We start from the raw sequence: 22,241 nt of genomic DNA, 5'->3' as shown, positions 1-22,241 counted from the left end.
CTTCTTGCGGTGCGCCTCTGGGGGTGTACACTAACCATCTGGTTAGCGGGTGCACTGGCACGGTGCCGCCCGCCATGACAATGCCATGACAAATTTATCGAGGAACATTCGTATGCCAGTGACCGCCAAGACCGTGCGCAAGCCAAAGCCGCGCGACGCCCAGGCCACGCGCGAGAAGATCCTCCAGATGGCGTCGAAGGAATTCGCCGCCAAGGGCTTTGACGGCGCCCGCGTGGACAGCATCGTGGCCCGCAGCAAGATCAGCAAGAACCTGGTCTACCACTACTTCGACAGCAAGGAGGCGCTGTTCATCGAAGTCATGGAGCGCGCCTACGCCGCCATGCGCGAGCGGCAGAATGAACTCGGCCTGACCGGCAAAAGCCCGGTGGACGATATGCGCGCGCTGGTCATGCACACCATCCAGCATTTCATCGAGCAGCCGGAGTTCATCTTGCTGCTGGGCACGGAGAACCTGCACAAGGCGGAACACATCCGCAAATCCAAGGTCATCCCCGCCATGTTCAATCCGCTGAAAAGCGCGCTGGCGGAGATACTGGAACGCGGCAAGGAGCAAGGGGTGTTCAGGCCGGATGCGGACTGGGTGGATCTTTATGTTTCGATTTCCGGGCTAGGGTCGTATTTCATCTCGAACCGCTACACGCTGTCCTTTGTGCTCGGCGTGGACCTCGCCGCGCCGGACCGCGTCGCATCGCGGCTGCAGCATGTGCCCGATATGGTGATGAGCTATCTTTGCAATTTCGGGCAAGCGGGGACCGAAGCCACGCGTGAGACGGCATTGGCCACGTAAGCACGCCGGCCTATCGCTGGAAAGCATGCGGCAGGCGCCAACAAATGCGCCCCGCGCCGCGGTGACGCGCGGCATATGCCTCGCGCCCGGCCCGCTTTCGCCATACCATGAAGGCTGGAACGCAACGCGGATGCGGCGGCGCAACAAGACGGCTGCCCGCCACGCCACCAACCACCAGCCAGGGGACTACCCATGCGCGACCGCTATCTCTCCCACCTTCGCGACACCTTAAGCACCATCCGCGCCGACGGCTTCCATAAATCCGAGCGCGTCATCGCCAGCCCGCAGGCGGCCGATATCCGGCTGGCGGGCGGCGAGCACGTACTGAACTTCTGCGCCAACAACTACCTGGGCCTGGCAGATGACCACCGCCTGATCGAAGCCGCCCGGCGCGGCCTGGAGCAAGACGGTTTCGGCATGGCCTCGGTCCGCTTCATTTGCGGCACCCAGTCCGTGCACAAGACCCTCGAGGCCGTACTCGCCAAGTTCCTCCACACCGGCGACAGCATCCTCTACTCCAGTTGCTTCGACGCCAACGGCGGCCTGTTCGAGACCTTGCTCGACGACCAGGACGCTGTCATCAGCGACGAGCTCAACCACGCCAGCATCATCGACGGCGTGCGCCTGTGCAAGGCCAGGCGCTACCGCTACCGCAACAACGACATGGCCGACCTGGAGACCCGGCTGCAGGAGGCGGATGCCGCCGGCGCGCGCTTCAAGCTGATCGCCACCGACGGCGTGTTCTCGATGGACGGCATCATCGCGGACCTCAAATCCATCTGCGACCTGGCTGACCGCTACGGGGCGCTGGTGATGGTCGACGATTCGCACGCGGTGGGCTTCGTGGGCGAGCACGGGCGTGGCACGCCGGAGCTGTGTGGCGTGGAGGGCCGCGTGGACATCATCACCGGCACGCTGGGCAAGGCGCTGGGCGGCGCCTCCGGTGGCTATGTGGCGGCGCACCGGGAAATCGTGGAGTTGCTGCGGCAGCGCTCGCGGCCTTATCTTTTTTCCAACTCGCTGGCGCCGAGCATTTGCGCCGCCACGCTGAAAGTGCTGGAGTTGCTGGCTAGCGAAGAAGGCGCGGCATTGCGCGCGCGCGTGCGGGAGAACGGCGAGCATTTCCGCCGCGAGATGACGGCACTGGGCTTTACGCTGGTGCCGGGCCAGCATCCCATCATCCCGGTGATGCTGGGCGATGCCGCGCTGGCTTCCGGCATGGCGGATGCGTTGCTGGCAGAGCACGTGTACGTGGTGGGCTTCTCCTTCCCGGTGGTGCCCAAGGGCCGGGCACGGATCCGCACGCAGATGAGCGCAGCGCATACGGCCGAGCAGATCGAGCGGGCCGTGGCCGCGTTTGCCAAGGTAGGCCGCAAGTTCGGCGCCATCGCCTGAGCGGCCCTCAAGCGTCACCCAAGCCCTTCATCCACGCTGCAAGCAGGAGGCTCCCCCATGAAAGCCCTCGCCAAACTCGAACGCGCGCCCGGCCTGACGCTGACCGACGTTCCCGAGCCAGAAGTCGGCCACAACGATGTGATGATCCGCATCCGCCAGACGGCCATCTGCGGCACCGACATCCATATCTGGAAATGGGACGAGTGGGCGCAGAACACCATCCCCGTGCCGATGCAGGTGGGGCACGAGTACGTAGGCGAGATCGTCGCCATCGGGCAGGAAGTGCGCGGGCTGGCCATTGGCGACCGCGTTTCCGGCGAGGGGCACATCACCTGCGGCTTCTGCCGCAACTGCCGCGCCGGGCGCCGCCACCTGTGCCGCAACTCGGTAGGCGTGGGCGTGAACCGCGCCGGCGCCTTTGCCGAGTACCTGGTGATTCCGGCCTTCAACGCGTTCCGCATTCCCGACGACATCCCGGACGAGATCGCCGCCATCTTCGACCCCTTTGGCAACGCGACGCACACCGCGCTGTCCTTCAACCTGGTGGGCGAGGACGTGCTGATCACCGGCGCCGGCCCCATCGGCATCATGGCCGCCGCCATCGCTCGGCACGTGGGCGCGCGCAATGTGGTGATCACCGACGTCAACGAGTACCGGCTCGCGCTGGCGCGCAAGATGGGCGCCACGCGCGCCGTCAACGTGCAGCACGAAAACCTGAAAGACGTGGCTGCCGAATTGCACATGACGGAAGGCTTCGACGTGGGCATGGAAATGTCCGGTGTGCCGACCGCCTTTGCGACCATGCTCGAGCACATGAACCACGGCGGCAAGATTGCCATGCTCGGCATACCGCCATCGAAGATGGCGATAGACTGGAACCAGGTGATTTTCAAGGGACTGGAGATCAAGGGCATCTACGGCCGCGAGATGTTCGAGACCTGGTACAAGATGGTTGCCATGCTGCAAAGCGGGCTGGACCTGACGCCGATGATCACGCATCGCTTCAGCGTGGGCGACTTCGAGGCCGGCTTTGCCGCCATGCTGTCGGGCAACAGTGGCAAGGTGGTGCTGGACTGGACGCAGCCGGACAAGGCGACCGCTAGCCGCTTGCGATGAGCCGCTAGCGATACACCAGCACAGGGATGCGGCTATGCGTCAGCACCTTGTTGGTTTCGCTGCCGATCAGCACGCCCTGCAAACCGCGCCGCCCGTGCGAGGCCATCACGATCAGGTCGCACTCCCTTTCCCGGGCGGCCTGGATGATGGCCTCATAGGGGTGGTCATGTATGACGCAAAGGGTCTCGCAAGTCACGTCCGCCGCCTCGGCTTCGGCGGCCAGGGTTTTCAGGTAGTCCGCCGAATTGCGGGTGGCTTCCTGCACGAATCGCGTACGGGTGTCGGCCAGCAATTCCACCTGGTAGGTATAGACATGGAAGTCCGGGATCACCCGGATCACCGTGACCCGGGCCCGCGCCTCGCGGGCGAACACCAGGGCCTTGCTGAAAGCGGCTTCGGACAGAGGCGAGCCGTCGACGGGCAGCAGCAGATGCTGGAACATGATGCCCTCCTGGCACGCGAAGGGCGCAGGCCACCGCACCGGTTCCCTCTCACGCTTCGCTCGGGTTGAGGATTACCTCGCTCCAAGTATAGATGTGCCGGTGCCGCGCACACACCGCACACACACCGCGCGCGCCCTTCATCTCCCCGCGATTTGCCGGTAAGATCCAGCACCGGTTCCGCGCCACGACGCGGCACCCAGCGTTTACCCGAGGCCGGGCAGCCACACAATGGCAGCCCGGCCTTATCGAGACGGCAGCCCCCGATGGCCGCCGTTGCAACTGCACTGCCTTGCAACCCAATGCGGTGCACCCGGAAAGCGAAGGTATCCCTTTGCGCTCCCATCTTCATGGAGAAGACGCTTTGACTGAACGCATCAACGCAGAGGCCGCCGGCCGCCTGTTCGGCACTGGCGAAGGCCCATCCCACGAGCGCGTCACGCTCGCCACCGATCCCGAGTCCGGCCTGCAGGCCATCATCGCCATCTACAGCACCAGCCTTGGCCCCGCGTTTGGCGGTTGCCGCTACTGGGCCTATCCCGCCGAGAGCGACGCCCTGACCGACGCCCTGCGCCTGTCGCAAGGCATGGCCTACAAGAATGCGCTGGCCGACCTGCCCTTCGGCGGCGGCAAGGCCGTGATCCTGCGCACCCCGGCGCAAACCGATCGCACCAAGCTGTTCCGCGCCTTTGGCCGTATGGTCGAATCGCTGGGTGGCCGCTACATCACCGCCGAAGACGTCGGCACCACGGTGGAAGACATGGTCGCCGCCCGCACGCAGACCCGCTACATCAGCGGCATGCCGCGCGAGGGCACCTTCGGCGGCAACCCGTCGCCCAAGACCGCTTATGGCGTGTTCGTCGGCATCGAGGCCGCCGTGCGCTACGTGCTGGACCATCACAGCCTGCAAGGCGTGTCCGTTGCCGTGCAGGGCCTTGGCTCGGTAGGCTGGGACCTGTGCCGCCAGCTGCATGCGGCCGGCGCCCGGCTGATCGTGGCCGATATCCACGGCGCCAAGGCAGAGCAGGCGCGTGAGCAATTCGGCGCGCAGGTGGTCTCCACCACGGCCATCACCAGCGTGGCCGCCGACGTGTTCGCGCCCTGCGCGCTCGGCGCGGTGATCACCCCGGCGGTAGCCGAGGGCTGCCAGTTCAAGATCGTCGCGGGCGGCGCCAATAACCAGCTCGCGTCGCTGGACGAGGGCGACACGCTGCAACGCCGCGGCATCTTCTATGCGCCGGACTTCCTGATCAACGCGGGCGGCATCATCAGCTGCGCCCGCGAGTATCTCGGCGGCGCCGAGGAAGCGGCGGTGCTGGCCGAAGTGGCGCGGATCCGCGAGCGCGTGTTCGCGCTGGCCCAACGCGTGGACAAGAGCGGGCTGGCGCCCGCACGCGAGGCGGTCAACTGGGCACAGGAGAAGCTGGCGCAGGGCGCCCAGGCTTAAGGAAGCACCCCGCCGGCCGGGAAATGAAAGACGCCGCTGCCGGCGCGCCGGCTCCGGCCTACCCGGAGCGCGGCGATAGCTGGGCTGCCATGACTACTCAATCGTGACCACGATGGCCACGCGCCGGTTCTCCGCACGGCCCGTGGCGGTGCGGTTGTCCGCCACCGGTTTGCTCTTGCCCAGCCCGCGCACCTGGATGTTCTCCGCCTGGAACCCCGTGGTGGCGAGCACCTTCGCCACCGCCTCCGCGCGCCGGACCGACAGTTGCTGGTTGTATTCGGCCGAGCCGGAGTCGTCCGTATGCCCGTCCAGCCGCACATGATCGATGCCCGCGCCCGATAGCGCCAGGCCGATCCGCTGCACCGCCCCTTGGCGGTCTGCGCTGATCAGGTCCTCGTTCAGGCCGAACAGCACCTTCTCGGACAGGTCGAGCTCCCAGCCGTTCTCGGTGAGCTGGAACCCTTGCGACTGCAACGCGTCGACTTGCGTGGGCGTGAGCTTCGGGGCCGGCACCGTCTGGCAGGCAGCAAGCGCAAGGGTGATGGCGATCATGGCGGCAGCGATGCCACGGCTGCCAGTGGCTTGCAAGTTCGATAGCATGAAAGAGGCTCCTATTCTCGTTCTTGTTTTATTTCTCGTTGTCTTCGCATTCGGAGACCGAGGCGGGCCCGGCACTCGCCAGCCGCGGCTCCGCGCTCTCCCAGCCGCCTCCCGACCTGCGCTTGGCCCGGTACATGGCCTCGTCCGCCGTGTGCATCAAGGTGGCGGCGGTCTGCGCATGAAGCGGAAACACGGACAACCCGATGCTAAGCGACGCTCCGATCCTGGTGCCGCTCGACAGTTGCACCGGGTCCTTCATGCGAAGCAGGATATGCTCCGCGACCTGGACGAGGTCGGCAGGCTTGCGCAGCGTGGTGAGCAGTACCGCGAACTCATCGCCGCCGAGCCTGGCGACCAGGTCGCCCTCGCGCACGCAGGAACGGATGCGCCGGGCAATGTCGGACAACACCTCGTCCCCGGCGGCATGACCAAAGTTGTCGTTGATCTCCTTGAACGCGTCGCTGTCCAGGTAGAGCACGCCCGCATATCCCTTGGAGGTGCCGGCGAAGCGCACGGCCCGATGCAGCGCATCCTCGAACGCCGCCCGATTGAGCAGGCCGGTCAGGCTGTCGTGGCTGGCGCGGTGCGCCAGCGACCTGTTCTCGTGCTGGAGCTGGTTCTGCCAGGTCTCCAGTTCGTCGAGCAGGCCGTTGAAATCCTCCCCGAGCGCGTTGAGCTCGGCAATATGCGCTGGCGGCGTGCGCTGGTCGAAAGCGCGCTCCGAGCGCACGGCATGGGCCACGCGCATGAGGTTGCGCACCGGCTCGATGATATGGACCAGCATGCGGCTCGACATATAGTGCGCGCTGACCGCGGTGAGCAGCAGGCAAGCCAGCAGCCCCAGCAGCCCGCTGAGCACAAAGCGCAAGAGGTTGCCGGTGTAGGCGGTCAGGCGGACGGTGCCCACCGCCTGCGTTTCATGCAGGATCTCCTGCTCCACCGGGCCCAGCGCCATCACGCGGCTGGCCAGGCGCTGCAGGCCGGGAAACCGCTCGTCGGCCGGGCGCTGCCACTCGGCCAGCAGGCGGTTGTCCTTGTCATAGACGCGGGCCTGGGCCACCTCCGTCGCGGCGATTGCCACCAGCGCCTCGCTGGCGGCCGCCTGGTCGCGGAACACCACCGGCGCTTCCAGCGTGTACGCCACGGAGCGGGCAACCAGGTGCAGGTTGTGGTCGGCATAGACGCGCAGCGCGGCCAGCCCGAGCGCGGTCAGCGAGATGCCCGCCGTGCACACGGCGATCAACGCCACGCTGAGATGAATGCGGCGCAGCGCGTTGTACAGCGTCGGACGCGATCTCGTCGCGTCGGGCCGCAATGGCAGCTTCATGGCGATGGCCCCCGGCGGCGGCCAAGCTGCAATACGGCCGGATGGATATGGATGCCGCTGCGGGCAACGGAATCCAGGTTGACGCGGAACGAGACGTGGCCATCGACCACGTTGAGGCAGAACATGCTGCCGATCTCGCACTCGTAGTCTTCTTCCGTGATGACAAGGACCGGGCGCCCGATCAGCTCCGTCGACAGTTTCTTGCGCCGGGCATCCGTCATGGGCCCGAGGTAGACGGAGTCGCAGCCCGCGGTGGACACGCCATCTTGCAGGTCGATGCGCCTGGATTGCACGGAGCGGCCAGTTGCCAATACGCCGCCCTCCGCAAGCTTGGCGCCGTAGCGGGCCGAGCCGTCCACGCACAGGCGCAGGATTTCCCGCTCGGTTGGCCAGCGCGCATAGCCAAGCAGGCTGAACACCACCCGCGCCACCGCCTCGGAACGCGGGGGTGGCGTGTCCGCCGTGGTGCCCTGCGACTGCGCGCAGAGGATGGCGGCGAGAAGGGCCGGCAGCAGGCGCGGCAGGCGCGAATGTTTGCGGCCGCGGCTCGGACTGGCTGGGGCGGTAGCCGTTTGAAAAGGCAAGTGGTGAGGCCTACCAAGTAATGCGATTGGGGAACGTCGCAGCGCACAGCAAGCGATGCGATCTGACCTGGCTAGCACGATCAAGCGGGGATTCCGGCCCGGCGCGAACGCCACCGGACAACCTTGCTAGCCCAAACCCATTAACGGCGCTCCTGCTTTTATATTTACCCCTTATTTCCGGCCCATCGATGCCTGTGACGACAAAGGCGCGCCTGCGACCTGCCGCAGCATCGCCATGGGGCCGAGCCGCTCGATGGTGCGCATCTGCGCCTCGTCCCGCACAAAGAACGATCCTGCAAACCCGAGCGTATTGACCGAGATACCCTCGACGGACTCCGCCGACCTTGGCACGAGCAGCATCCCAAGCGGCGTGACAAGCAGGTTGTATGGCGCGGACGGCTTCGGCGCTCCATCCACATGGATCGTCCGCACGCCCACCGCCTCCAGCAGCGCGCGGTAGCGCGCAAGTGCGGTGCGCGCCAGATCCGGCCCTCGGTCCGCCGGCAAAGCCAGCGGCGCGAATGCATGCGAAAACGCCAACCCCGGCACTGTGCCGACGGCACCATCAATGCGCGCGGCCGCAAGCAGCGGCGCGATGGGCAACGCCGGGCCTTCGCTGGCAAGCGGCAGCGGCACCAGTTGCAGGTGCTTGTGGCGCTGGCTTGCGCCGGCCGCCGCGCCGCCGTTATAGAAGCCAAGGCCATCGAACTCGGCCATGCAGGCCAGCAGCGCCTCGAAGTCCGCCAGGTTGAGCAGCGCGTCCTGCGGCTCGAAGCGGCGGGTAACGATCAGCAGGTGATGGTCCAAGACGTTGAACTTGTTCAGCAGCGCAAGATGGGTCTCGGAAATGTCGGCGACAAACAGGTCCGGGTCGTAGGGAAGGAACGGGTCGGCGCCCGCCTGGTCGCCGGGGACGGCGTTGTCATTCTGGCGCGCGTGGCCCTCATCCCTGTAGCGGTCCTTGCGCGCAAGGCTGGAAACCTGGCGCACCAGGAAGCGCACGCCGCCATCGTCGATGCCCTCCTGGAAGGTCTCGATCGGACGCAGCGCGCCGCATTGCAAGGCGTGCTCCGTCTGGCGCAGGATGGCCGGCCACAGCGTGCCGGGCTGGAGAGATCGATGTGGCATGGTCTGGCCCAAGGGGTGAATGACTATAGCCGGCGGGACTGATCGATCTTATCCCTCGGCGGCAGGGCAGGCGGGAAGTGACACGCCCTTTATTACAATGCGTGGGCGCCACCTTGGAAACATAAGACACCACAGAACACACCACGGAACACACCACAGAGGACACCAATGAGCAACGCGGAACAACGGCAGGCACCGGGCAAGCACGGGTCCCTCCCCGCTCGCATTTACCTGCTTGGCGCCGTGATCCTCGCTGCAGGCTGGATCGCAGGCGTCCTGATCTATCTGTCCGCCGCGCGCGACGAGGCCGGCGACCTGGCCTACGGCCCCGGGTGGCAGAGGCAATATGATTTCCAGCTCGAACGCATCGGCGGCAAGGCGGCGGTGCTGGCTGCCGAGTTCGCGCAGTGGTTTTCGGATCTGTGGCACGGGCGGCAACTGGCCTTCACCGTGGCGATCCTGTGCACGGGCATCGCGCTGCTGTGCTTCTTTGTCGCGCGTGAAATGTCCCTGGCCGCGAATCGCGACGACTGAAGCGGGATGCGGCGCCCAGCCTTGCAACGCCATCACGCCATCACGCCATTCCGTCATCGCGTCATAGCAACGGCAAGCCGGCATTGCGCTTGACCTCGCCCAGCGACAGCATGGACTCCACGGCCGTCACGCCGGGCAATGTGCGCAGCACGTCGCGCATGAAGATGCCGTAATCCTCCAGGTCCCGCGCGACCACCAACAGCAGGTAATCGGCGCTGCCCGATACGTTATGGCAGGACACGATACGCGGGATTGCCTGGATCTCGCGCTCGAAGCGGTCGGAAAGCTCACGGCTGTGTACGCCAAAGCGGACCTGCGTGAACGCCATCAGGCCAAGCCCCAGGGCCTGGCGGGACAGCACCGCGCGATAGGCCTCGATATAGCCGTCGGCCTCCAGCCGCTTGAGCCGGCGCGCGCACGGTGTCTCGCTCAGCCCCACGGATTCCGCCACGCTGGCGTTGGTGGCGCGTCCGTCCGCCTGCAGCGCCATCAGGATGGCGCGATCGGTTTTATCGAGATCCAAAATTAAGACTCCAATAAATCGGTAAAAATTAGCGGATTCCACCAAATTATATGGGTTTCATCCATCAAATCGCCAGAATTCCCTCCAGCCCCTGGGTCATGATGTTGCCCTCGTCGCCGCATGCATCATGGTCTCCCTACATTTGCTCGTTACCTTCATCGGCGCCCTGGCCGTGGTCTACGCCTTACCCGGGCCGGACATGGCACTGGTGCTGCAAACCAGCACCGGCCGGGGCGTCCGCCATGGCCTGGCCACCGTCGCCGGACTGGCCATGGCACGCGCCGCGCATGTCACGCTCTCGGCATGCGGCGTGGCCGCGCTGCTGCGCGCGGCGCCCTGGCTCTACCAGGGCATCCGCGTCGCGGGCGGCCTTTACCTGGCCTATGTGGCCGTCCAGATCTTCCGCAGCCCGGCCTTCGGGATGCACGCCGGCACCGGCACGGCAGCGTCGCCGGTGCGGCTGCGCGCCTCCGTTGCCAAGGGCGCGCTCAGCAGCATCCTGAATCCCAAGGCCCTGCTCTTTTGTTCCGTGCTGTTGCCGCAGTTCGTGGATCCGCATGGCGCGCCGGTGTGGTCGCAAGTGCTTGAGCTGGGCGTGGTGCTGGTGCTGACCGGCGTGGCCTTCGACCTGGCGTGCGTGTTCGGCGCGCTGCGCCTGGCCGGCTGGCTACGCCGGAGCCCACGCGCGCAAACGGTCCAGCGCTGGTCCTTCTCGGCCGCGCTGCTGGCCTTTGCCGCGCGAATCTCGTTCGAGTAGGGCTAAGCGCAGGACGACAGGACCTCCGGACCTCCACGCGAGTGACGCCTTTTGCCCACCGTCAACACGGATCTGGCAAGAACAGCGCGAGGTGCTAGCCTTACCAGGTGGCCAGGCACCTTGAGCGCGGTCCCTTGCTCCTGGAAGCCAGCGTGCCCGGCATCTTTGACCAGGCCGTGGTGAACCGGCATGGCGGCGCGATGCACGTCAAGTCGCGTCCTGGCGAGACCACGTTCCAGGTCCGGCGGCCGCTCATGCCGCGAACACCAGCAAACGCGGCCGCCCCCTGACAACCCGGGAGCCGGAACACCATGGCTAGCAAGACGCAACCCGCCGCCGCCCCGACCGACGCGCCTGGCGCGGCCAGTCGGCCCATCGATCAGCAAGTGGTCTTCGTCCTGCAGGGCGGGGGCGCGCTGGGCGCCTTCCAGGCTGGGGTCTACCAGGCACTGCACGAGGCAGGGGTCGAGCCCGACTGGGCCATCGGCACCTCCATCGGCGCCATCAACGCCTCGATCGTGGCTGGCAACCGGCCTGCGGATCGCTTGCCGCGCCTGCGGCAGTTCTGGGAGCAGGTTGGCCGCCACGGGCCGCTTGAACTAGCCCGCCTGCTCTCGGGCGGCGACGGCACGATGTCGAACCTTGCAACCCTCACCCAGGGCATCCCTGGCTTCTTCACGCCCAACCCGGCTGCCTGGCTCGGCACGCGCGTGCCGCTCGGGGTGGAGCACGCCGGCTTCTATTCGGTCTCGCCACTACGCGACACCCTGCTCTCGCTGGTGGATTTCGCTTACCTCGGCGAGAAACACACGCGGCTCACCGTCGGCATGGTCAATGTGCGCAGCGGCAGGATGTGCTACTACACCAACCGGGACACGGCGCTGAGCGTGGAGCATCTGCTGGCATCCGCGGCGCTGCCGCCGGGCTTCCCGGCGATCCGGATCGACGGCGAAGCGTTTTGGGACGGCGGCATCTGCTCCAACACGCCGATCGAAGCCGTGCTCGACGACCACCCTCGCCGCAGCTCGGTGATCTTCGCCGTGCAGCTGTGGCCCCTGCAAGGCCCGGAGCCCGACACCATCTGGGAAGCCATGGGACGGCAGCGGGACATCCAGTACTCAAGCCGCGCCGAGACCCAGCTGGAGCACCAGAGGCAATTGCACCGGCTGCGGCATGTGATCCGCGAACTGGCCAAGCACATTCCCCAGGCGGAGCGCAGCACGCCCGCGGTCGAGGCGTTGCTGGGCTGGGGCTGCCATACCACCATGCACGTGGTCGAGCTCAATGCGCCGTCGTTCGGCGGCGAAGACCTGACCAAGGATATCGACTTCAGCGCCGCCGGCATCGACGCGCGCTGGAACGCCGGCTATGTCCACGGCAAGCAAGCCATCGCAGCCGCGCCCTGGCGCGGCGTGCTCGATCCGATCGAGGGCATCGCGGTGCATGTGGCGCTGACACCGGCGTAGGTGCGTCGACGCCGCGCTGGCACGACGTCCCGGGATTGAGCGCTCGCCAGCAAGGCTGGCGCGGGCGCGCTAAGATGGCACCCCTGTTGTCTCACCGGCCCGACGGCCGCCCCGCCACGCACGCGGATCCGCCATTGATTGATCGATCGACGCCCGCGCGCTCCCTGACCACCCAGGACACATCACCATGGATCTCGAACTTCGCAATCAACGCGTGCTCATCACCGGCGGCAGCCGCGGCATTGGCCTGGCCTGCGCGGCCGGCTTCCTGCGCGAGGGTGCGCGCGTAGCCATCGTTTCGCGCAGCGCCGAGAACCTGGCCAAGGCATGCGCCAGCCTGGCCGAAGGCGAAGGCGAATACGCCAAGGACGTGGTCGCGGTATCCGCCGACCTGACCGATATCGCCGCGGCCGCGCGCGCGGTGGAGGAGGCAGTGGCAGCGCTTGGCGCCATCGACATCCTGGTGACCTCCGCCGGCGCGGCCAAGCGCCGGCCGCCGGACGAGCTGACCCCGCAGCTGTGGCAGGACGCGATGGCCGCCAAGTACTTCAGCTACATCAACGTGATCGACCCCGTGGTCAAGCGCATGGCACAGCAAGGGCGCGGCGCCATCGTCAATATCGTGGGCATGGGCGGCAAGCTGGCCAACCCCGCCCACCTGGCGGGCGGCGCGGCCAACGCAGCGCTGATGCTGGCCAGCGCCGGCCTGGCCAATGCCTACGGCAAGCAGGGGGTGCGCGTGAACGCGGTCAACCCGTCGGCCACGCATACCGAACGCCTGCAGCAAGGCATGGAAGTGGATGCGCGCATCAGCGGCACGACCGTGGAGCAGGCATTGGCACGCGCCAACGCGCGCACCGGCCTGGGTCGCCTGGCCACGCCGGAGGAGGTAGCGGACGCCGTGCTGTTCCTCGCCTCGCCCCGCGCCAGCTATATTTCGGGCGCCATCCTGTCGGTCGATGGCGCCACCACGCCCATGGTGGTCTGACGCCGGTGAACGCTACCGTACAGACGCGCCCCGCCACGTGTGCGATTGTCAGGCTACAGTCTGCGCAAGGAGCGTGTCATGAACAGCATCGTCTGGTTGGTAGGCGCGGTGGTCATTGTCCTGTTTGTACTCGGCTTTTTCGGCCTGAGGTAACAGCGGGCCGCGACACCAGTTCGATATAGCGTCGAATGGTCGCGGCCTTCTCGTACTGGCGCGACATCAGCGACAGATACGACGTCACCGCCAGGCCCGCGATATCCCGGTAGACAAGGCTGGGCAGGCTGATGTGGCCGGCCACGGCGTTCGGGACAATCGCCACGCCTTCGCCCAGCGACACCAGCGTCAGCACCGCCACCAGCCCGCCCGGCTGCGGGCCCAGCCTGGGCACGAAGCCACCCTGCTCGGCGGTGGACAGCGTGCCCGAAACCTGTTCGGGAAGAATGAATGTCTCCGCCTTGAGATGCGCAGGCTGGATCTCGGCCAGGCCGCACAGCCATGAATCGCTGTGCAGCGCGAGGATAAAGCCTTCCGGCGCCAGCGGCAGCGCGTCCACGCCCTCGGGCAGGTTCATCGGGGAGCGGATATAGGCAATGTCGACCTGCCCATCCCTGACCTGCTCGGGCAGCGTGCCCATGGGCGCCTCGCGCACCAGCAGCTGCACGTCGGGGCAGGCCTTGCGGAATGCCGCGACTTGCCGCTGGAGCACGCCCGAGTAGGCCGCCGAGGCGACATAACCCACATGGATCTTGCCCGTCTCGCCACGCGCCTCGCGCTGCGCGCGCAGTTGCGCGGCCTCGAACTGCGCCACCACGGCTTGCGCCTCCGCCAGCAGTACCTCGCCGGCCGGCGTCAACGCCACCGAGCGCTGGTTGCGCTCGAACAGGCGAATGCCAAGGCTGGCTTCCATCTCCTGGATCTGGCGGGTAAGCGTCGGCGTGGAAATGCCGAGCCGCGCGGCAGCGCGGGTGAAGTGCAAGTCCTGGGCTACCGCGATGAAGTAGCGAAAGTGGCGCAGTTCCATCGGTTTGCTGTTTTCCTTCTTAGTACATTCTGATTGTTAGCTAATAGGCAACAAAATAGCACGGCCGGCGTAACAACGCGCGGCCCTGCCCGCCGTATCCTAGCCCGCATCCCATCAAGGAATGCGACAGGAAGCGACGACATGCAGCGCAAGACGAATCGGCACCCACAGCCCGCCGGGCAAAGCACATCCGGATTTATTTCATTTCAGGCAATATCGCCGGCAGGGCAGTATGAGCGGGAGACGGCATGAGCGGCATGAACTCGCGCGCCGCGCTGCTGACCGCCTCGGGCGCCTGCGCGCTGATCGTCCTGGACACCAATATCGTGGCTGTCACGCTGCCGCGCATCGCGAGCGACCTGCATGCCACGTTCTCCGATATCGAGTGGGTGGTCAGCGCCTACATGCTGACCTTTGCCGGTGGCCTGCTGCCCGCGGGCAGCCTGGCCGACAAGTTCGGCCGCAAGCGCATGCTGCTGACCGGCCTGGCGGTCTTCATGCTGGCCTCGCTGGGCTGCGGCCTGGCGGGGAGCAGCCTGGCGCTGAACCTGGCGCGCGCCGTCAAGGGCGTGGGCGCGGCCATGCTGCTGACCTCCGCGCTGGCGACCATCGCGCACGCCTTTCACGATGAGCGCGAGCGCGCCCGGGCGTGGGCCTTCTGGGGCGCGTGCATGGGTGTGGCCATGCTGGTCGCCCCCGGCCTTGGCGGCGTCATCAGCCAGGCGTTGGGATGGCGCTGGGTGTTCCTGCTGAACCTGCCGGTCGGCATCCTGCTGGGCGCCATGGTGCTGCGGCATATCGCGGAGTCGCGCGACACGGGCGCGGCGCGCATCGACCTGTGGGGCGGGCTGTGCTTTTGCGGCAGCCTGTTCCTGATGATCTGGGCCCTGATCGAGGCCAACCGCATTGGCTGGGGCGATACGCACACCCAGATGCGGCTGGCCGGCGGCGCCGTGCTCTTCGCGCTATTTATCGGCGTGGAGCGCATCCAGCGCCGGCCCATGGTGGATCTCACGCTGTTCCGCAATCCGCGCCTGATCGGCGCATTGCTCGGCATGGCCGCCTATGCCGCCTGCGCCCAGGTGATGATGACCTTGATCCCGCTATATCTGCAGACGGGCCTCGGGTTCTCGGCGATCGCCTCAGGTGCCGCCATGCTGCCGTTTGCGCTGACCATGCTGATCTTTCCGCGCATCGGCGTGCAGCTGTCGGGACGGCTGGACGCGCCGTCGATGCTGGTGTTCGGACTCGTGCTGGTCGGCCTCGGCAACCTGCTCAGCGCGTGGGCAGCCGTCACCATGTCCTACCTGCCTTTCGCGCTGGCCATTGCCGTCACCGGCAGCGGCGCGGGCCTGCTCAACGGCGATACGCAGAAGAACATCATGGCCTGCATTCCGCGCGAGCGCTCCGGCATGGCGTCCGGCATCAGCACCACCACGCGGTTCAGCGCGATCGTGCTGTCCTTCGGCTTGCTCGGCGGCCTGCTCGCCTACCGTACCCAGGCTACATTCGACACGGCGCTGCATGCGCATGAGGAAAGCTCGGGGATGATGCCCGGCCTGGCCGCACACATCATCCCGCGCGTGGTGGCCGGCGACCTGCACGGCGCGATGGCCGATGTGCAAGCACCGCTGCGCAGCGTGCTGGAGCCGCTTGCGCGCACCGCCTTCGCGGATGGCTTCGCCTGGATTCTCTGCGTGGCCGCCGGGGTTGCGCTGCTCAGCGCCGTTCTGGTGCGCCTGCTGATGAAAGACGAAGCGCCGGCGCACCAGGCGGTGCGTGTGGAAGTGCCGGCGCGCCGCTAAAGCGCGTCGTGCCAACCAGTCAATCGATCGTCATGTGCGCGTCGTGCACGATCTTGCCAAGGCGCTGCTTCTCGTCCTGCACAAAACGCGTGAACTCCACCCGCGTGCCCGACACGGGGCGGTAGCCGTAGGTCTCGAGCTGCGCGCGCAGGCCGGCATCGCTGTGGAACGCGGCCTGCGTGGCCTGCGCGATGCGGTCCAGGATCGGCGCCGGCGTGCCCTTGGGCGCATAAATGCCGCCCCAGTGCTCCATGCGGATGCCTGCAAAGCCTTGCTCCGCCGTGGTGGGCACGTCCGGCAACGCCTGCGCGCGCTTGTCGTCGGTCACCGCCAGCGCGCGTAGCTTGCCGCCGTGCAGGAAGCCGAGCACGCCAACCGGGGCTTCCGACGCCAGGTCGATCTGGCCGCCAATGACCGCGTTAAGCGTTTCCGAGCCGCTCTTGTAGTGCACCAGTGTTACTGGCACGCCGAGCGCGGTCTCCACCATCTCCGCCACGAAATGCCCGGTGCTGCCGGCGCCGGCGGTGCCGAACGTGATGCCACCCTTGGCGTTGCCGTAGGCCTGCAGCGCCTTCAGGTCCTTGATATCCTTGCGCTCAGCACCGGCGCCCACCACCATCACCGACGGCGCCGCATTGGTGCTGACCACAGGAACGAGGTCGCTGTCGGCGTAGGGCATCTTCGCGCGCAACAACGCGTTGGCGACCGCACCATTGCCGGCGATCAGCAGCGTATAGCCATCGGGCGCGCTCTTGGCGACAAACTCGGCGCCGATGATGCCGCCGGCGCCCGGCTTGTTGTCCACGATCACGGTCTGGCCCAGCTGCCGGCCAAGCGCCTGCGCGGTCAGCCGCGTGGTGATGTCGCCCGGGCCGCCGGCCGAGAATGGCAGCACCAGGCGGATCGCCTTGTCCGGCCAGTGCGCCTGGGCAACGGCCGAAAGGCTGGATAGGGCCAGCATCGCGCAAGCTGCCATCCGGGCCAGCACGGCACGCCGGGGGATTCGTTGGGTCATGTCTCACTCCTGGTGTTCTTTGTTGTCGGCAGGCACTCAGTCAAACGCGCAGCCCACCGGCGGCGCAAGCAGGGCGAGCAAGTCGCGCACATCGTCGAGCTGCTCAAGATCCCGCACCATGCGCTCGATGGCTTGCTGCCGCTCCGGCGCAATCAGCCCGTCCGTCAGGGCCCTGTACTTCGCGGCCACTTCGTCGCTCGATTGCGGCGCTTCGATGGCGCGCGATGCCGTGCGATTGACCTCGATGCGCTGCCCGTCGGTGAAGGTCACGGCCAGACGCACGCGCCCGCGTGCCCGTTGCCCGCCTGCGTCGAAGGCGGGATCGTGGCGCACGGCGATACGCGGCAGCAGCGCCCAGACATCGTCGGCATCGATGCGCGCCGGCGCGAACTGCGGCACCAGCGCCGCGCCGTCCAGCACCGCCACCGCAAGCGCGTAGCCGATGTTCATCTGCGCGCCGATTGGCGTCAGCGGCCGCTGCGGCACCCACCAGCCATGGTGATAGACGGCATGCGACACATCCACCTCGATAGCGGCGATCTCCCCGGCCTTGAGCGCGCGCTGCGCGCCCACGTCGAACAGCGCATCGAGCGGCGCGTGGATGCCACCCATGGCCGCGTACGGCTTGATGACGATGCGCTCGACTTCCCAACGCTCGCCCAGGCCATCGGTGATCTGCGCAGCGTCCGGTGCATGCCCTTCGCCGAACGTCGAGAGAAAGCCGCCGTACTCGCGCTCGAACACGCGCTTGATGCCGGTGTAGCCGCCCGCCGCCAGCACCGCCGCGTAGAGCCCATTGCGCGCGGCGAAGCCGTGGTGCATGCGCTTGCACATGGCCTCGTACTGCGCCGCCATCAGCCCGGCCGACTGCGTGCCGGCCAACCCCAGCGCATCCTCAAAACGCGCGGCGTCGAGCCCCAGCAGCTTGCCCACCGCGGCGGCGGCCGCGTGCGTGCCGAACACCGATCCGGAATGCCAGCCGCGCGACAACATCTGCGCGCCGTGCAGGGCCATGCCCACGCGCGGGCCCACCTCATAGCCGGCCATGGCCGCCTCCAGGAAGCGCCGCCCGCTGACGCGGCTCTCGCCTTCGGATGCGGCCCACAGCGCGGGCAGAACGAGCGAGGCGCTGTGCAGCGGCCCGAGCGGATGGTAGTCGTCAAGCTCAAACCCCTGGATAAAGGTGCCATTGAGCAGCGCGGCGCCCGGCGCGCTGGTGCGCGCCCCCCAGCCGACGATGGTGCGGTCCCCCWGCCCCTCCATCTGGCGGACGATGTTGGCGGCGGTGCGCGACCACGGCAATTGCGCGCCGACGATGGCACAGCCGATGCCATCGAGCGTGAGCGCCTTGGCGCACTCGCGCGCGGTGGCGCTGGCTTGCTCCAGCCGGAAGGCGGCCAGCCATTGGGCGAGCCTGCCGGTGGGCCCGTCGGGATCGGTTGGCGGCATGGGCGTGGAGCGCTGATTCTGATCCTGATCCTGGTTTTGCATGGTGTGTCTGTCTATGTGGCGTTACGTGAGGCTACGTGGAGAATGGCGCAGTCGGCTGGCAGTCGGGCCCCCTTACTCGAATGGATACTGCTTGACCAGCGCCCCCAGGCGCTCGCTTTCCTGGCGTACCTGCGCGGCAAACTCGGCAGGCGAATTCACCACCAGCTCGGCGCCCGCGGCGGCGACGGTCCGTTGCACTTCCGGATCCTTCACGGCCTCGCGCAGCGCGGCGACAATGCCCTGCGTGATCGCCGCCGGGGTGCCCTTGGGCGCGAACAGGCCATACCAGGTGACCGACTGGAACTGCGGGTAACCGGCCTCGGCCGTGGTAGGCACATCAGGCAGCGCGGCGGCGCGCTTGTGCCCCTGCGTGGCAAGGATCTTCAGCGTACCCGCCTTGTAGTGCGGCAGCGCGGCAGTGATGCCGGTGAACGCCAGGTTGACGTTGTTGGCGATCAGGTCCGTGACGATGGCGCCAGTGCCACGGTAGTTGACGACAATGAGGTTAGGCAAGCCCGCCTCCGCCGCCAGTTGCTTGCCGGAGATGCGCGCTAGACTTTCGCCGGTGCCAAGCGAACAGGTCTTGGCTACGGTCTTGCAGTACTGCACGAGTTCCGCGAACGTTTTCACGGGCAGCTTGGCGCTGGCTACCACCGCGGCGGGCGACTGCGAAATCGCCGTGATGGGGCCGAGCCGCGCCAACGGGTCGACGCCCTTGAGCCCGGGCGTGTACCTGGTGGCCACGATAGCCGGCACCTGCAGCAGCAGGGTATAACCATCGGGCTTCGCCTCCATTACGCGCCGCGTGCCAATCAGGCCGTCGGCGCCCGGGAGGTTCTCCACCACCACAGGCTGGCCCCAGAGCACGCCAAGCGGCTTGGACACCGCGCGCGCGGTGGCGTCCGTACCACCGCCGGCGCTATAGGGGACCACCAGTGTGACCGGACGGTCCGGGCGCCATGCGCCGGGGCTGGCGGAAGGGCTGGCGGCGAAGGCTAGCGTGCCGGCCGACAGCAGTGTCGCGCCGATGGCGAGCGGGCCGACGGCTAGGCGCCTGGTTTGTCGTTGGATCAGGGATGGCATGTTGTCTCCGTATTTCTTAGTGGTAACCCGTGGTGTTTCCGGCTGGCCGTGCGAGCACTCAAGCCGGCGCGACGTTCGCTGGAGTCAGCGGCCGGCCACGCCAGTCGCGCTGGAACACGCCATCGAGCCGGCCCCGCGCGATGGCATGCGCGCGCAGCCACGCCATCAGCGCTTCGCGCGCAAGAGCGGCTGGCGGCTCGGCGGCAAGCGCGAACAGCTGGAACACGTAGCGATGTGGCCCGTGTCCCGGCAGAGGCCGGGGGCCGTCGTAAGCTGCGTGGCCCAACCCGTTGACGGCCAGTGTCACGCCGCCCGGCAGCGGCGCGCGCGACAGCGCGCCTTCGGCCAGCGCGCCGACCGAGGCCGGGCCCCAGGCAAGCGCGTGCACGATGGCGTAAGCCAGCGGCACATCCGGATCCTCGACCATCAACAGCCAGTGCGTGGCCGTTGCCGGCAATCCCGTCCAGGCCAGCGCGGGCGAGCAGTTGGCGCCCACGCCCGCGCCCGCGTGGCGCATGGGCATCGCGCCGTGATCGGCAAACGACGCGCTGTGCAGCGCCAGCGTCTGGGGCAATGCGGCCAGCACGGCGTCGCCGCAAGCCAGGCTGCCATCGCCCGCGTGGCGTCCGCGCAGCAGCAGGCCGGCTGCGCGCAGCAACAGCGGATGCTGCAACCGGGCGTTCATGCCACGTTTTGCCGGCGCACCGTCCAGGCCCAGGGCCGGCAGGTGCGATCGGCTTGCTGCCAGGCACGGATCAGCGCGTCGTCCTTGAGCGTAAGGCCGATATCGTCCAGTCCATGCAGCAGGGCTGCACGACGCAGCCGGTCGACGGGAAACGCGACGGTCGCGCCATCGGGCGCGGTCAGCGTGGCGCTCGCCAGGTCCACGCGCACCGGCGCGCCGCTTGCGCATTGCGCGGCCAGCGCTTGCACCGTTTCGGCGGGGAGCTGGATCGGCAGCACGCCATTCTGGAAGCAGTTGTTGTAGAAGATATCGCCATAGCTCGGCGCGATCACGCAGCGCACGCCCAGGCCCATCAGCGCCCACACCGCGCCCTCGCGCGAGGATCCGCAGCCAAAATTGGCGCCGGCCAGCAGTACCGGCGCGCCGCGAAACGCCGGCTGGTTGAACACGCAGCCCGGGTCCTCGCTGCCATCGGCGCGGTAGCGCAGCGCTTCCAGCGCGTAGGGGCCGAGTTGCTCGCGCGGCAACGCGGTGAGCCGCTCGATGCGGATGATCACGTCGGTGTCGACGTTGGCGCGCAACAGCGGCACGGCAGCGCCCGTTACGACCGTAAAGGGTTGCATGGTCATGTGAGTTTCCGTACGTCGGCAATGCAGCCTGTGACCGCGGCGGCGGCGGCCATCGCGGGGCTGGCAAGATGGGTGCGGGCACCTGGCCCCTGACGCCCGACAAAATTTCGGTTGGAGGTGGAGACCGAGCGCTGCCCGGGCGGCACCTGCTCGCCGTTGGCGGCCACGCACATGCTGCAGCCGGGCTCGCGCCAGGCAAAGCCCGCCTCCTCGAACACGGCACGCAGCCCTTCGGCCTCGGCCGCGCGCTTGACGTTCTCCGAGCCCGGCACCACCCAGGCGGTCACGCCCGGGGCCACGCGCCGCCCGCGCGCCACGGCGGCCGCTGCGCGCAGGTCGGACAGGCGCGAGTTCGCGCAGGAACCGATAAAGACCCAGTCCACCGGCGTACCGGCGATGGGGGCATTGGGTGCCAGGCCCATGTAATCCAACGCGGCGCCAATGGCTGCACTGGCCGCCTGGTTGCTGGCGGCGGCCGGATCGGGAATATGCCCGTCGATCGCCATCGCGTGCTCGGGGCTGGTGCCCCACGTGATGGTGGGCGCCACGGCGGCGGCATCGATCACCTCTTCGCGATCGAACACGGCACCGGCATCGGTGGCGAGCGTGCGCCAGTACTCGGCCGCGACGTCGAACTGCGCGCCGGTGGGCGCATACGGGCGGCCGCGCAGCCATTCGATGGTGCGCGCATCGGGCGCCACCATGCCAAAGCGCGCGCCCAGTTCCACGCTCAGGTTGCACAGCGTCAGGCGCCCTTCCACTTCCAGCGCTTCGATGGCCGTGCCGGCAAACTCGATGGCATAGCCGCCGCCGGCCGCAGCGCCGAGGCAGCCGATGATATGCAGCGCCAGATCCTTCGCGGTGATGCCCTCGGCCAGCACGCCGTCGCATCGGATGCGCATGCGCCGCGGCTTTTGCTGGCGCAGCGTCTGCGTGGCAAGCGCGTGCGTGCTCTCGGACGAGCCCACGCCGAAGGCCATCGCGCCCAGGCCGCCATTGGTGCAGGTATGGCTGTCGCCGCAGATGACCGTCAGGCCGGGCAGCACGATGCCAAGCTCTGGGCCCATCACGTGGACGATGCCCTGCCCCGGCTGGCCAAGGTCGAACATCGTCACACCCGCCGCGGCCGAGCGATCGCGCAGCGCAGACCACAGGCGCCCGCCCGGCACATGGGTATTGCCATCGCGCCCGGGCTGGCTGGAGACGGCGTGGTCCGGCGTGGAGAACACCAGCGCCGGATCATGTAGCGGCAGGCCGCGTGCCGCCACCTCGGCCAGCGCCGGCGGGCCGGAAAGATCGTGCAGCAAGTGACGGTCGATGTGCAGCAGCGCCCAGCCATCGCCGAGCTCACGCACCACGTGCGCGTCCCAGAGCTTGTCAAAGAGAGTGCGCGCCATCG

At 67.6% G+C, this 22,241-nt stretch carries 22 protein-coding genes; 9 read left to right on the top strand and 13 right to left on the bottom strand.

All coding sequences use genetic code 11. The features are described from left to right. Positions 1 to 112 precede the first annotated feature (112 nt). The 3 genes from AC1DQR_RS17040 to tdh all read left to right on the top strand — a co-directional run bounded on the left by AC1DQR_RS17040 (position 113) and on the right by tdh (position 3,319). Entirely contained in the window at positions 113 to 808 is a 696-nt protein-coding gene (locus AC1DQR_RS17040; RefSeq protein WP_477133402.1) for a TetR/AcrR family transcriptional regulator, read from the top strand. A gap of 192 nt (positions 809 to 1,000) precedes the next feature. Further along, positions 1,001 to 2,203, top strand: a complete 1,203-nt coding sequence (locus tag AC1DQR_RS17035) for a glycine C-acetyltransferase (RefSeq protein ID WP_441640428.1) — start codon at positions 1,001 to 1,003, stop codon at positions 2,201 to 2,203. Between the two features lie 57 nt (positions 2,204 to 2,260). Next, entirely contained in the window at positions 2,261 to 3,319 is a 1,059-nt protein-coding gene (gene tdh, locus AC1DQR_RS17030; RefSeq protein WP_253932351.1) for an L-threonine 3-dehydrogenase, read from the top strand. A 4-nt stretch (positions 3,320 to 3,323) separates the two neighbouring features. Here the strand turns inward: tdh and AC1DQR_RS17025 are convergent, their stop codons facing one another. Further along, entirely contained in the window at positions 3,324 to 3,761 is a 438-nt protein-coding gene (locus AC1DQR_RS17025) for a universal stress protein (protein ID WP_477133401.1), read from the bottom strand. A 362-nt stretch (positions 3,762 to 4,123) separates the two neighbouring features. Here AC1DQR_RS17025 and AC1DQR_RS17020 point away from each other — a divergent pair, with 362 nt between their 5' ends. Next, complete coding sequence (locus AC1DQR_RS17020) at positions 4,124 to 5,206, top strand: Leu/Phe/Val dehydrogenase (RefSeq protein WP_416050948.1); 1,083 nt, start codon at positions 4,124 to 4,126, stop codon at positions 5,204 to 5,206. 93 nt (positions 5,207 to 5,299) lie between these two features. Here the strand turns inward: AC1DQR_RS17020 and yfiB are convergent, their stop codons facing one another. The 4 genes from yfiB to AC1DQR_RS17000 form a co-directional block, all read right to left on the bottom strand. Further along, positions 5,300 to 5,806, bottom strand: a complete 507-nt coding sequence (gene yfiB, locus AC1DQR_RS17015; protein WP_477133400.1) for an outer membrane lipoprotein YfiB — start codon at positions 5,804 to 5,806, stop codon at positions 5,300 to 5,302. 28 nt (positions 5,807 to 5,834) lie between these two features. Next, entirely contained in the window at positions 5,835 to 7,133 is a 1,299-nt protein-coding gene (gene dgcN / locus AC1DQR_RS17010; protein WP_477133399.1) for a diguanylate cyclase DgcN/YfiN, read from the bottom strand. Then, entirely contained in the window at positions 7,130 to 7,717 is a 588-nt protein-coding gene (yfiR, locus tag AC1DQR_RS17005; RefSeq protein ID WP_416050951.1) for a regulatory sequestration protein YfiR, read from the bottom strand. Before yfiR ends, dgcN begins: the two co-directional genes overlap by 4 nt. A 171-nt stretch (positions 7,718 to 7,888) precedes the next feature. Then, positions 7,889 to 8,845, bottom strand: a complete 957-nt coding sequence (locus AC1DQR_RS17000) for an ATP adenylyltransferase family protein (protein WP_416050952.1) — start codon at positions 8,843 to 8,845, stop codon at positions 7,889 to 7,891. Positions 8,846 to 9,013: 168 nt separating this feature from the next. Between AC1DQR_RS17000 and AC1DQR_RS16995 the strand changes: the two genes are divergently transcribed. Continuing rightward, entirely contained in the window at positions 9,014 to 9,379 is a 366-nt protein-coding gene (locus AC1DQR_RS16995; protein WP_416050953.1) for a hypothetical protein, read from the top strand. 61 nt (positions 9,380 to 9,440) lie between these two features. Here AC1DQR_RS16995 and AC1DQR_RS16990 read toward each other — a convergent pair whose 3' ends face one another. Continuing rightward, positions 9,441 to 9,869 carry an Lrp/AsnC family transcriptional regulator gene (locus tag AC1DQR_RS16990; protein WP_050983053.1) on the bottom strand — a complete coding sequence of 143 codons (429 nt, stop codon included), beginning with the start codon at positions 9,867 to 9,869 and terminating at the stop codon, positions 9,441 to 9,443. Between the two features lie 160 nt (positions 9,870 to 10,029). On the opposite strand from AC1DQR_RS16990, the gene AC1DQR_RS16985 reads away from it, so the two are divergent. The 3 genes from AC1DQR_RS16985 (at position 10,030) to AC1DQR_RS16975 (ending at position 13,113) form a co-directional block, all read left to right on the top strand. Beyond that, on the top strand, positions 10,030 to 10,659 hold the full coding sequence (locus tag AC1DQR_RS16985; RefSeq protein WP_416050954.1) for a LysE family translocator: 630 nt from the start codon (positions 10,030 to 10,032) through the stop codon (positions 10,657 to 10,659). 311 nt (positions 10,660 to 10,970) lie between these two features. Further along, complete coding sequence (locus tag AC1DQR_RS16980) at positions 10,971 to 12,125, top strand: patatin-like phospholipase family protein (RefSeq protein WP_416050955.1); 1,155 nt, start codon at positions 10,971 to 10,973, stop codon at positions 12,123 to 12,125. A 187-nt stretch (positions 12,126 to 12,312) separates the two neighbouring features. Then, the gene (locus AC1DQR_RS16975; protein ID WP_416050956.1) at positions 12,313 to 13,113 is read left to right on the top strand and encodes an SDR family oxidoreductase; all 801 of its coding nucleotides are present in this window, start codon (positions 12,313 to 12,315) and stop codon (positions 13,111 to 13,113) included. Between the two features lie 112 nt (positions 13,114 to 13,225). On the opposite strand, the gene AC1DQR_RS16970 is transcribed toward AC1DQR_RS16975, so the two are convergent. After that, complete coding sequence (locus tag AC1DQR_RS16970) at positions 13,226 to 14,134, bottom strand: LysR family transcriptional regulator (protein WP_416050957.1); 909 nt, start codon at positions 14,132 to 14,134, stop codon at positions 13,226 to 13,228. 248 nt (positions 14,135 to 14,382) lie between these two features. On the opposite strand from AC1DQR_RS16970, the gene AC1DQR_RS16965 reads away from it, so the two are divergent. After that, positions 14,383 to 15,939 (top strand): MFS transporter, encoded by a 1,557-nt coding sequence (locus AC1DQR_RS16965; RefSeq protein WP_416050958.1) that lies wholly within the window; start codon positions 14,383 to 14,385, stop codon positions 15,937 to 15,939. A 19-nt stretch (positions 15,940 to 15,958) separates the two neighbouring features. On the opposite strand, the gene AC1DQR_RS16960 is transcribed toward AC1DQR_RS16965, so the two are convergent. From AC1DQR_RS16960 to leuC, 6 genes are all read right to left on the bottom strand, one after another. Then, on the bottom strand, positions 15,959 to 16,954 hold the full coding sequence (locus AC1DQR_RS16960) for a Bug family tripartite tricarboxylate transporter substrate binding protein (RefSeq protein WP_416050959.1): 996 nt from the start codon (positions 16,952 to 16,954) through the stop codon (positions 15,959 to 15,961). Positions 16,955 to 16,990: 36 nt separating this feature from the next. Continuing rightward, positions 16,991 to 18,445, bottom strand: coding sequence for an MmgE/PrpD family protein (locus AC1DQR_RS16955; RefSeq protein WP_477133398.1), 1,455 nt, complete (start codon positions 18,443 to 18,445; stop codon positions 16,991 to 16,993). Positions 18,446 to 18,517: 72 nt separating this feature from the next. Next, complete coding sequence (locus AC1DQR_RS16950) at positions 18,518 to 19,528, bottom strand: Bug family tripartite tricarboxylate transporter substrate binding protein (protein ID WP_416050961.1); 1,011 nt, start codon at positions 19,526 to 19,528, stop codon at positions 18,518 to 18,520. A 58-nt stretch (positions 19,529 to 19,586) separates the two neighbouring features. Beyond that, positions 19,587 to 20,213 carry a YbhB/YbcL family Raf kinase inhibitor-like protein gene (locus AC1DQR_RS16945; protein WP_416050962.1) on the bottom strand — a complete coding sequence of 209 codons (627 nt, stop codon included), beginning with the start codon at positions 20,211 to 20,213 and terminating at the stop codon, positions 19,587 to 19,589. Next, positions 20,210 to 20,836 (bottom strand): 3-isopropylmalate dehydratase small subunit, encoded by a 627-nt coding sequence (leuD, locus tag AC1DQR_RS16940; RefSeq protein WP_477133411.1) that lies wholly within the window; start codon positions 20,834 to 20,836, stop codon positions 20,210 to 20,212. The genes AC1DQR_RS16945 and leuD overlap by 4 nt, the downstream gene beginning before the upstream one ends. 2 nt (positions 20,837 to 20,838) lie before the next feature. Further along, positions 20,839 to 22,239 carry a 3-isopropylmalate dehydratase large subunit gene (gene leuC / locus AC1DQR_RS16935; protein ID WP_416050963.1) on the bottom strand — a complete coding sequence of 467 codons (1,401 nt, stop codon included), beginning with the start codon at positions 22,237 to 22,239 and terminating at the stop codon, positions 20,839 to 20,841. Between the last annotated feature and the right edge of the window lie 2 nt (positions 22,240 to 22,241).

It is taken from the genome of Cupriavidus sp. 05L411 (assembly GCF_056398045.1).
This window is presented reverse-complemented; position numbering and strand designations above follow the sequence as displayed.

Excerpts from the sequence above, each read along its gene's own strand:
- AC1DQR_RS17040 (WP_477133402.1), top strand. The coding sequence starts at position 113 with ATGCCAGTGACCGCCAAGACCGTGCGCAAGCCAAAGCCGCGCGACGCC.
- AC1DQR_RS17035 (WP_441640428.1), top strand. The coding sequence starts at position 1,001 with ATGCGCGACCGCTATCTCTCCCACCTTCGCGACACCTTAAGCACCATC.
- tdh (WP_253932351.1), top strand. The coding sequence starts at position 2,261 with ATGAAAGCCCTCGCCAAACTCGAACGCGCGCCCGGCCTGACGCTGACC.
- AC1DQR_RS17025 (WP_477133401.1), bottom strand. The coding sequence starts at position 3,761 with ATGTTCCAGCATCTGCTGCTGCCCGTCGACGGCTCGCCTCTGTCCGAA.
- yfiB (WP_477133400.1), bottom strand. The coding sequence starts at position 5,806 with ATGCTATCGAACTTGCAAGCCACTGGCAGCCGTGGCATCGCTGCCGCC.
- dgcN (WP_477133399.1), bottom strand. The coding sequence starts at position 7,133 with ATGAAGCTGCCATTGCGGCCCGACGCGACGAGATCGCGTCCGACGCTG.
- AC1DQR_RS17000 (WP_416050952.1), bottom strand. The coding sequence starts at position 8,845 with ATGCCACATCGATCTCTCCAGCCCGGCACGCTGTGGCCGGCCATCCTG.
- AC1DQR_RS16995 (WP_416050953.1), top strand. The coding sequence starts at position 9,014 with ATGAGCAACGCGGAACAACGGCAGGCACCGGGCAAGCACGGGTCCCTC.
- AC1DQR_RS16990 (WP_050983053.1), bottom strand. The coding sequence starts at position 9,869 with ATGGCGCTGCAGGCGGACGGACGCGCCACCAACGCCAGCGTGGCGGAA.
- AC1DQR_RS16985 (WP_416050954.1), top strand. The coding sequence starts at position 10,030 with ATGGTCTCCCTACATTTGCTCGTTACCTTCATCGGCGCCCTGGCCGTG.
- AC1DQR_RS16980 (WP_416050955.1), top strand. The coding sequence starts at position 10,971 with ATGGCTAGCAAGACGCAACCCGCCGCCGCCCCGACCGACGCGCCTGGC.
- AC1DQR_RS16975 (WP_416050956.1), top strand. The coding sequence starts at position 12,313 with ATGGATCTCGAACTTCGCAATCAACGCGTGCTCATCACCGGCGGCAGC.
- AC1DQR_RS16970 (WP_416050957.1), bottom strand. The coding sequence starts at position 14,134 with ATGGAACTGCGCCACTTTCGCTACTTCATCGCGGTAGCCCAGGACTTG.
- AC1DQR_RS16965 (WP_416050958.1), top strand. The coding sequence starts at position 14,383 with ATGAGCGGCATGAACTCGCGCGCCGCGCTGCTGACCGCCTCGGGCGCC.
- AC1DQR_RS16960 (WP_416050959.1), bottom strand. The coding sequence starts at position 16,954 with ATGACCCAACGAATCCCCCGGCGTGCCGTGCTGGCCCGGATGGCAGCT.
- AC1DQR_RS16950 (WP_416050961.1), bottom strand. The coding sequence starts at position 19,528 with ATGCCATCCCTGATCCAACGACAAACCAGGCGCCTAGCCGTCGGCCCG.
- AC1DQR_RS16945 (WP_416050962.1), bottom strand. The coding sequence starts at position 20,213 with ATGAACGCCCGGTTGCAGCATCCGCTGTTGCTGCGCGCAGCCGGCCTG.
- leuD (WP_477133411.1), bottom strand. The coding sequence starts at position 20,836 with ATGCAACCCTTTACGGTCGTAACGGGCGCTGCCGTGCCGCTGTTGCGC.
- leuC (WP_416050963.1), bottom strand. The coding sequence starts at position 22,239 with ATGGCGCGCACTCTCTTTGACAAGCTCTGGGACGCGCACGTGGTGCGT.